Genomic DNA, 9,199 nt, shown 5'->3' on the forward strand with positions numbered 1-9,199 from the left:
TGGCTGTTACGCCAGCACCAGTGACCTGTTTGATCGAGAGTTACTCGTCTTCCAGCTCGATGTTGATACCCAGCGAACGAATCTCTTTCAACAGTACGTTGAAGGATTCTGGCATGCCTGGTTCCATCTGATGGTTGCCGTCCACGATGTTTTTATACATCTTAGTACGACCGTTCACGTCATCAGACTTAACGGTGAGCATTTCCTGCAGGGTGTATGCCGCGCCGTATGCTTCAAGCGCCCATACTTCCATCTCCCCGAAGCGCTGACCACCGAACTGCGCCTTACCACCCAGCGGCTGCTGAGTAACCAGGCTGTAAGAACCGGTAGAACGCGCATGCATCTTGTCATCAACCAGGTGGTTCAGTTTCAGCATGTACATGTAGCCAACGGTAACCTGGCGCTCGAACTGCTCACCGGTACGACCGTCGAACAGTGTGATCTGACCGGAAGTCGGCAGGCCACCCAGCTGTAACAGTTCCTTGATTTCAGACTCTTTCGCACCGTCGAATACCGGCGTTGCGATCGGCATACCTTTTTTCAGGTTTTCAGCCAGACGCAGAACTTCTTCATCGCTGAAGGTATTCAGGTCAACTTTCTGACGAACATCTGAGCCCAGATCGTAAGCACGCTGGATGAATTCGCGCAGTTTCGCGACTTCTTGCTGCTGTTTCAGCATGGCGTTGATCTTATCGCCGATACCTTTAGCAGCCATACCCAGGTGGGTTTCAAGGATCTGACCGATGTTCATACGCGATGGTACGCCCAGCGGGTTCAGAACGATATCTACCGGCGTACCGTTAGCATCGTGTGGCATATCTTCGATCGGGTTGATCTTAGAGATTACACCCTTGTTACCGTGACGACCTGCCATCTTATCACCAGGCTGGATCCGACGTTTAACCGCCAGATAAACCTTAACAATCTTCAGCACGCCCGGTGCCAGATCGTCGCCCTGAGTGATTTTACGGCGTTTCGCTTCGAGTTTTTTCTCGAACTCGTGTTTCAGTTCGTCGTACTGCTCAGCCAGTTGTTCCAGCTGATTCTGTTTCTCTTCGTCGGTCAGGCCGAGTTCTAACCAGCGGTCACGCGGCAGTTTGTCGAGCTTCTCAGCTTCAACACCACCGGAAACCAGCACAGCGTAGATACGGCTGAACAGGCCAGCTTCGAGGATCTGCAGTTCTTCAGACAGGTCTTTTTTCGCCTGCTTCAGCTGCATCTCTTCGATTTCCAGCGCACGTTTGTCTTTTTCTACGCCATCGCGAGTAAAGACCTGAACGTCGATAATCGTACCGGAAACACCGTTTGGCACGCGCAGAGAAGAGTCTTTAACGTCAGACGCTTTCTCACCGAAGATCGCACGCAGCAGCTTCTCTTCTGGCGTCAGCTGGGTTTCACCTTTCGGCGTTACCTTACCAACCAGAATGTCGCCACCGGTCACTTCCGCACCGATATAAACGATACCGGATTCATCCAGTTTGGAGAGCGCAGCTTCACCCACGTTCGGGATGTCAGCGGTGATCTCTTCTGGCCCCAGCTTGGTGTCACGGGACACACATGCCAGTTCCTGAATGTGGATGGTGGTGAAACGGTCTTCCTGGACAACACGCTCGGATACGAGGATGGAGTCTTCGAAGTTGTAACCATTCCATGGCATGAATGCCACGCGCATGTTCTGACCCAGCGCCAGTTCACCAAGGTCGGTGGACGGACCGTCAGCCAGCACATCACCACGTTCAACCGGCTCGCCCAGAGATACGCAAGGCATCTGGTTGATACAGGTGTTCTGGTTAGAACGGGTGTATTTGGTCAGGTTATAAATGTCGATACCTGCTTCGCCCGGGTACATCTCGTCTTCGTTAACTTTGATAACGATACGGGAAGCATCCACGTACTGAACAGTACCGCCACGTTTAGCAACTGCAGTAACACCGGAGTCAACGGCAACAGCACGTTCCATACCGGTACCAACCAGCGGCTTATCAGCACGCAGAGTCGGAACCGCCTGACGTTGCATGTTCGCACCCATCAATGCACGGTTGGCGTCATCGTGTTCCAGGAACGGGATCAGGGACGCACCGACGGATACCACCTGCTGGGTGGATACGTCCATGTAGTCAACCTGGTCGCGGCTGAACAAGCTGGATTCGCCTTTGCTACGGCAGGTAACCAAATCTTCTACAAAGTGGCCTTCGTCATCCAGGTTGGAGTTCGCCTGAGCGATAACGTAGTTGCCTTCTTCGATAGCAGACAGGTAATGAATTTCGTCAGTTACAACACCGTCGGTCACTTTACGGTACGGAGTCTCGAGGAAGCCGTATTCGTTAGTCTGTGCGTACACGGACAGGGAGTTGATCAGACCGATGTTCGGACCTTCAGGCGTTTCGATTGGACATACGCGACCGTAGTGAGTCGGGTGTACGTCTCGAACTTCGAAGCCTGCGCGCTCACGGGTCAGACCGCCCGGGCCGAGTGCAGAGATACGACGTTTGTGCGTAATCTCAGACAGCGGGTTGTTCTGGTCCATAAACTGAGACAGCTGGCTGGAACCAAAGAACTCTTTCACTGCTGCAGAAATCGGCTTGGCGTTGATCATATCCTGAGGCATCAGGGTATCCAGATCGCCCAGAGACAGACGCTCTTTCACCGCACGCTCAACACGTACCAGGCCAACGCGGAACTGGTTTTCCGCCATTTCGCCTACGGAACGGATACGACGGTTGCCGAGGTGGTCGATATCATCGACTTCGCCCTTACCGTTACGGATATCGATGAGCTTCTTCATCACTTCGATGATGTCGTCTTTGCTCAGGATACCGGAACCTTCGATTTCGTCGCGCAGCAGAGAACGGTTGAACTTCATACGACCAACCGCAGACAGGTCATAGCGGTCTTCGGAGAAGAACAGGTTCTCGAACAGGCTTTCAGCAGCTTCACGAGTCGGCGGCTCACCAGGGCGCATCATGCGGTAGATTTCTACCAGCGCGCTCAGACGATCGTTGGTTGGGTCGACGCGTACAGTTTCTGAAATGTACGGACCGTGGTCCAGATCGTTAGTGAACAGCGTTTCGATACGCTTGTGACCAGACTGGCTCAGCTTAGCCAGCAGATCCAGGCTCAGCTCCATGTTAGCTGCGCAGATCAGCTCGCCGGTAGATTCGTCAACGTAGTCTTTAGCCGCAACTTTGCCAGCAATGTATTCAACCGGAACTTCGATATGTTTGATATCGTCTTTTTCCAGTTGGCGAATGTGGCGCGCAGTGATGCGACGGCCTTTTTCGACGTAGACTTTGCCGTTAGCTTCAATGTCAAAGGAGGCGGTTTCACCACGCAGGCGTTCCGGCACCAGTTCCATCTGCAGCTTGTTGTCACGAATTTCGAAAACAACTTTCTCAAAGAACAGGTCAAGGATCTGCTCAGTGGTGTAGTTCAGCGCACGCAGAATAATGGTCGCAGGCAGTTTGCGGCGACGGTCAATACGTACGAACAGGTTGTCCTTCGGATCGAATTCGAAGTCCAGCCAGGAACCACGGTAAGGAATGATGCGCGCGTTATACAGCACTTTACCCGAAGAGTGGGTTTTACCTTTGTCGGAGTCAAAGAAGACGCCAGGACTACGGTGCAGCTGAGAAACGATAACACGCTCAGTACCGTTGATAACAAAGGTACCGTTGTCGGTCATGAGCGGAATTTCGCCCATGTAGACTTCTTGTTCTTTAATGTCTTTTACGGTGCCTTCCGGCGCTTCGCGCTCGTAGATCACCAGACGCAGTTTTACGCGCAGCGGTGCGGAATAGGTCACGCCACGGATCTGACATTCCTGAACGTCAAACACCGGTTCGCCAAGACGGTAGCTGACGTATTGCAGCTCGGAATTACCGCTGTAGCTCTGAATCGGGAAAACGGAACGGAAAGCTGCTTCCAGACCATACTGCCCTTCAGGATCTTGCTCGATGAACTTCTGAAACGAGTCAAGCTGGATAGAAAGGAGATAAGGTATGTCCAACACTTGCGGACGTTTACCAAAATCCTTACGAATACGTTTTTTCTCGGTATAGGAGTAAACCATTAGGGTTCCTCAGCTCGCTGACAAGTCGACCCATCTGTCCGACGAAGGGACAGTTTGTGCAACACTATTTTGTTGACCGGAAAATCGAATACTTTCCGCAATGCCTGTTGCTATCACGCTTAAACCATTTCATTGCGATTTACACAGAACTGACGCTCTGTCGCAGTATATTAAGACGTCGATAGAAACAAGCATTGAAAGGCACAGCAGTAGTCAAACAGTGTGAAATGCTACTGGCGCCTTACAGCGCAAAAAGGCTGGTGACTAAAAAGTCACCAGCCATCAGCCTAATTTCTTAGGCTGCAACCAGAAAAGTTGGCTTATTTAACTTCAACTTCAGCGCCAGCTTCTTCCAGAGATTTTTTCAGTGCTTCTGCGTCGTCTTTGCTCACGCCTTCTTTCAGCGCAGCCGGTGCAGATTCTACCAGGTCTTTAGCTTCTTTCAGACCCAGGCCAGTTGCGCCACGTACTGCTTTGATAACAGCAACTTTGTTAGCGCCAGCAGCTTTCAGAATTACGTCGAATTCAGTTTTTTCTTCAGCAGCTTCAGCCGGGCCTGCAGCTACAGCTACAGCAGCAGCAGCAGAAACACCGAATTTTTCTTCCATTGCAGAAATCAGTTCTACAACGTCCATTACGGACATAGCGGATACTGCTTCAATGATTTGATCTTTAGTGATAGACATTTAAATTGTTCCTGAAAATCAGAATAAGTTTATACGTAAGCAGATGCTTGAGAAAGATAACTGCGATTAAGCAGCTTCTTTCGCATCGCGTACAGCAGCCAGAGTACGAACCAGTTTGCCAGCCGAAGCTTCTTTCATGGTTGCCATCAGGCGTGCAATTGCTTCTTCGTAGGTCGGCAGAGTTGCCAGGCGATCGATATTCGATGCCGTAATCAACTCACCTTCAAAGGCTGCGGCTTTGACCTCAAATTTTGCATTCGCTTTCGCGAACTCTTTGAACAGACGAGCAGCAGCGCCCGGGTGTTCCATAGAGTATGCAATCAGGGTCGGACCAACAAACGTGTCTTTCAGGCACTCGAACTGAGTACCTTCAACGACGCGGCGCAGCAGGGTGTTACGAACAACACGCATGTATACGCCAGCTTCACGACCTGCTTTACGCAGTTCAGTCATTTTATCTACAGTTACGCCACGGGAATCCGCAACTACTGCAGACAGCGCGCCTTTGGCTACTTCGCTGACTTCAGCAACAATCGCTTGTTTGTCTTGAAGATTTAAAGCCATTAGCTTTGCTCCTGGATGTTTGCCGGAACTCATGTTCCGGAACTCACTTCACTCCCCCCAACGGAGAGAGCGTCTAAATACGGTGAGCAGAAACAAGCCAGAGTATCAGAAATAATCTTAGCGTTCTGTCACCGTCTACGCAGGGCATTAAGTTTCTTACGAAACACCTGCGGTCTTCGACGGAGGCCTGGATAGGCCAGGCTCCAACGAACAAATCTTGTCTATCTGTCGCTATTCAATCTGTGCCGGCGTTGACTGCCTTCGTTCACACCAGCCACATAGTTGACTATGCTCCTGGCGATTCACTCAGTGTCGCCTTGCCACAGCCTGAATATCTCGGATATACGTCTGCAATTAGCAGAAACGTGGGGGTAAGATTGTAGACAAAATCACCGCCCACGTAAAGGCGAATATTAGTTCGCCACAGTCGCAGTCAGACCGGACTGATCAACGGCAACACCAGCACCCATGGTGGTGGAGATGCTAACTTTCTTGATGTACACGCCTTTTGCCTGAGTCGGTTTTGCTTTTTTCAGCGCAACCAGCAGAGCTTCCAGGTTTTCTTTCAGTTTGTCAGCGTCAAAATCCACTTTACCGATGGTGGTGTGGATGATGCCGTTTTTGTCGTTACGGTAACGAACCTGACCAGCTTTAGCGTTCTTAACAGCTTCAGCAACGTTAGGAGTTACAGTACCAACTTTCGGGTTTGGCATCAGGCCGCGCGGACCCAGAACCTGACCCAGCTGGCCAACAACGCGCATTGCATCCGGGGAAGCAATAACAACGTCAAAGTTCATTTCGCCTTTCTTGATCTGTTCAGCCAGATCTTCCATACCTACCAGCTCAGCGCCTGCAGCTTTAGCAGCTTCAGCGTTTGCGCCCTGGGTAAATACGGCTACGCGAACGGAACGGCCAGTACCGTGCGGCAGTACAGTTGCACCACGTACGTTCTGGTCAGATTTACGAGCGTCGATGCCGAGGTTAACAGCAACGTCCACGCTTTCTACGAATTTAGCAGTGGCCAGCTCTTTCAGCAGAGCGATAGCTTCGTTGATGTCGTACTGCTTAGTAGCATCAACTTTGTCACGGATCACGGACATGCGCTTGGTCAGTTTAGCCATTTCTTAGTCCTCCACTACCAGGCCCATGGAACGTGCAGTACCTTCAATGGAGCGAGTCATCGCTTCAATGTCGGAACCAGTCATGTCGGCAGCTTTGGTCTGCGCGATTTCCTGCAGCTGAGCGCGGGAAATTTTACCCACTTTGTCTTTGTTCGGCTTGCCGGAACCAGACTTGATACCAGCCGCTTTCTTCAGCAGAACTGCTGCCGGAGGCGTTTTGGTAACGAAAGTGAAAGAACGGTCAGCGTAAACGGTGATAACAACCGGGATCGGCAGACCTTTTTCCATGGAATCAGTTTTAGCGTTGAACGCTTTGCAGAATTCCATGATGTTCACGCCTTGTTGACCCAGTGCAGGACCTACCGGCGGACTCGGGTTAGCCATACCAGCTGCAACCTGCAGCTTGACATAGGCTTGGACTTTCTTAGCCATTCTAAATTCCTCTGATTGGGTTATAGCGCCTCAAGGAGGCTCCCCGTGATTAAATTCGTTTTACGGATAGGATCCATAAAAACAAAAGGCGCGAAATTGTATTCCAATCTCGCGCCTTGTGCAACGATTAAATCGTCGCTTTTTTGATCGGCGTATTAGGCTTTTTCAACCTGAGCGAAGTCCAGTTCAACCGGAGTCGCACGACCGAAGATAGATACGGAAACTTTCAGACGAGACTTCTCGTAGTCCACTTCTTCAACCACGCCATTAAAGTCGGCGAACGGACCGTCGCTAACACGAACCATTTCACCTGGCTCAAACATCGTTTTCGGACGCGGCTTATCGCCAACCTGCTGCAGACGGTTCATGATCGCATCAACTTCTTTGTCGCTGATCGGCGCCGGACGGTCAGAAGTACCGCCGATAAAGCCCATCACACGCGGCACGCTGCGCACCAGGTGCCAGCTTGCGTCATTCATCACCATCTGGACCAGTACATAGCCCGGGAAGAATTTACGTTCGCTCTTGCGACGCTGGCCACCACGGATTTCGACCACTTCTTCAGTCGGAACCATGACTTCGCCAAACAGCTCTTCCATATTTTGTAACTTGATATATTCGCGCAGCGACGTGGCTACGCGGCCTTCAAAACCGGAAAACGCCTGAACGACGTACCAGCGCTTTTTAGGGGCTTCAGACATCTTAGAACCTCAGGCCAGTGATAAAGGATACCAGGCGAACCAGAATACCATCCAGTCCCCACAGGATCAGTGACATTACTGCGGTAACCGCAGCCACAATTAATGTGGTGTGCAATGTTTCCTGGCGAGTTGGCCAAATGACCTTACGGACTTCGGTTCTCGCTTCACGGGCAAAAGCAACGGTCGCTTTACCTTTTGTTGTCAACAGCGCGACACCACCCGCTGCGGCAATCAGAATCACTACGGCCAGCGCACGCAGCGGCAGCATCATGTCACGATAGAGGTAGTTGCCAACGATAGCTACAAGCAGCAATACAGCGACAACAACCCACTTCATCGCTTCCAGGCCGCGCCCGCTTCCTTGAGCTTCGGTATTCGCACTCATAAACCAACCTGTCAGAAGTATTCTACAAACATTTTCACCCCGCGTAAGCGAGGCGATCCAAACCGAAATGCTCTGGTGCGTTTCGGACTAAACGCCCTCTTCAGAGCCTGTCTCAGCAATGATTATGACAAAAAAAATCACTGATGAGCCAGGTTCTGGTGTGAAAGCGTGCAAAAAGGGCATCAAATGATGCCCTTTTATTGCGCATTGCGTCAAATGTTATTCGGCAATTAGCTCATTACTTTGGCAACAACGCCCGCACCAACAGTACGGCCGCCTTCACGGATTGCGAAACGCAGACCGTCGTCCATCGCGATTGGGTGGATCAGGGTAACAACCATTTTGATGTTGTCGCCCGGCATTACCATCTCAACGCCTTCCGGCAGTTCGATGGTACCAGTCACGTCAGTAGTACGGAAGTAGAACTGCGGACGGTAGCCTTTGAAGAACGGAGTATGACGGCCGCCTTCGTCTTTGGACAGAATGTACACTTCAGATTCGAACTTGGTGTGCGGCTTGATAGAGCCCGGCTTAGCCAGTACCTGACCACGTTCGATTTCTTCACGTTTGATACCACGCAGCAGAACACCAACGTTCTCACCAGCACGGCCTTCGTCCAGCAGTTTGCGGAACATTTCAACGCCAGTACAGGTAGACTTAGCAGTCTCTTTGATACCAACGATTTCAACTTCTTCACCAACTTTGATGATACCGCGCTCTACACGACCGGTAACAACGGTACCACGACCGGAGATGGAGAATACGTCTTCGATAGGCAGCAGGAACGGCTTGTCAATCGCACGCTCTGGTTCTGGGATGTAAGAATCCAGGAAGCCAGCCAGTTCGATGATTTTCGCTTCCCACTCTGCTTCGCCTTCCAGCGCTTTCAGAGCAGAACCACGAACGATCGGCGTGTCGTCGCCCGGGAAATCGTACTGAGACAGAAGTTCACGAACTTCCATTTCTACCAGTTCCAGCAGCTCTTCGTCATCAACCATGTCGCATTTGTTCAGGAACACGATGATGTACGGAACGCCTACCTGACGACCCAGCAGGATGTGCTCACGAGTCTGCGGCATCGGGCCGTCAGTCGCAGCAACAACCAGGATCGCGCCGTCCATCTGCGCAGCACCGGTGATCATGTTTTTAACATAGTCGGCGTGGCCCGGGCAGTCTACGTGTGCGTAGTGGCGAGTCGGGGTGTCATATTCAACGTGAGAAGTGTTGATGGTGATACCACG

The 9,199-nt window shown here is 51.4% G+C and carries 8 protein-coding genes; all 8 read right to left on the reverse strand.

The features are described 5' to 3' along the window. Positions 1 to 40: 40 nt before the first annotated feature. Positions 41 to 4,069 (reverse strand): DNA-directed RNA polymerase subunit beta, encoded by a 4,029-nt coding sequence (gene rpoB / locus OGV94_RS06395; RefSeq protein WP_003033111.1) that lies wholly within the window; start codon positions 4,067 to 4,069, stop codon positions 41 to 43. 320 nt (positions 4,070 to 4,389) lie between these two features. After that, a complete protein-coding gene (rplL, locus tag OGV94_RS06400) occupies positions 4,390 to 4,755 on the reverse strand; it encodes a 50S ribosomal protein L7/L12 (protein ID WP_000028882.1) in 366 nt (121 codons plus the stop codon). A 66-nt stretch (positions 4,756 to 4,821) separates the two neighbouring features. Next, positions 4,822 to 5,319, reverse strand: coding sequence for a 50S ribosomal protein L10 (gene rplJ, locus OGV94_RS06405; protein ID WP_005132895.1), 498 nt, complete (start codon positions 5,317 to 5,319; stop codon positions 4,822 to 4,824). Positions 5,320 to 5,732: 413 nt separating this feature from the next. Continuing rightward, on the reverse strand, positions 5,733 to 6,440 hold the full coding sequence (gene rplA / locus OGV94_RS06410; RefSeq protein ID WP_016155300.1) for a 50S ribosomal protein L1: 708 nt from the start codon (positions 6,438 to 6,440) through the stop codon (positions 5,733 to 5,735). 3 nt (positions 6,441 to 6,443) lie between these two features. Beyond that, a complete protein-coding gene (rplK, locus tag OGV94_RS06415; protein WP_003033122.1) occupies positions 6,444 to 6,872 on the reverse strand; it encodes a 50S ribosomal protein L11 in 429 nt (142 codons plus the stop codon). Between the two features lie 155 nt (positions 6,873 to 7,027). Next, complete coding sequence (gene nusG, locus OGV94_RS06420) at positions 7,028 to 7,573, reverse strand: transcription termination/antitermination protein NusG (protein ID WP_003033125.1); 546 nt, start codon at positions 7,571 to 7,573, stop codon at positions 7,028 to 7,030. Position 7,574: 1 nt separating this feature from the next. Further along, positions 7,575 to 7,958: a preprotein translocase subunit SecE gene (secE, locus tag OGV94_RS06425; protein WP_003033128.1), complete on the reverse strand. Its 384-nt coding sequence runs from the start codon at positions 7,956 to 7,958 to the stop codon at positions 7,575 to 7,577. Between the two features lie 230 nt (positions 7,959 to 8,188). Continuing rightward, positions 8,189 to 9,199: elongation factor Tu (gene tuf, locus OGV94_RS06430; protein WP_127674166.1), on the reverse strand; the 1,011-nt coding region annotated here is incomplete at its 5' end.

Origin of the sequence: Citrobacter sp. Ce006 (assembly GCF_030336535.1) — a bacterium.
GTDB lineage: Bacteria > Pseudomonadota > Gammaproteobacteria > Enterobacterales > Enterobacteriaceae > Citrobacter > Citrobacter europaeus.

Bases quoted from the DNA above. Each gene is read 5' to 3' on its own strand.
- rplJ (WP_005132895.1), bottom strand. From the start codon at position 5,319: ATGGCTTTAAATCTTCAAGACAAACAAGCGATTGTTGCTGAAGTCAGC.
- nusG (WP_003033125.1), bottom strand. From the start codon at position 7,573: ATGTCTGAAGCCCCTAAAAAGCGCTGGTACGTCGTTCAGGCGTTTTCC.
- rpoB (WP_003033111.1), bottom strand. From the start codon at position 4,069: ATGGTTTACTCCTATACCGAGAAAAAACGTATTCGTAAGGATTTTGGT.
- rplA (WP_016155300.1), bottom strand. From the start codon at position 6,440: ATGGCTAAACTGACCAAGCGCATGTCCGTGATCCGTGACAAAGTTGAT.
- rplL (WP_000028882.1), bottom strand. From the start codon at position 4,755: ATGTCTATCACTAAAGATCAAATCATTGAAGCAGTATCCGCTATGTCC.
- rplK (WP_003033122.1), bottom strand. From the start codon at position 6,872: ATGGCTAAGAAAGTCCAAGCCTATGTCAAGCTGCAGGTTGCAGCTGGT.
- secE (WP_003033128.1), bottom strand. From the start codon at position 7,958: ATGAGTGCGAATACCGAAGCTCAAGGAAGCGGGCGCGGCCTGGAAGCG.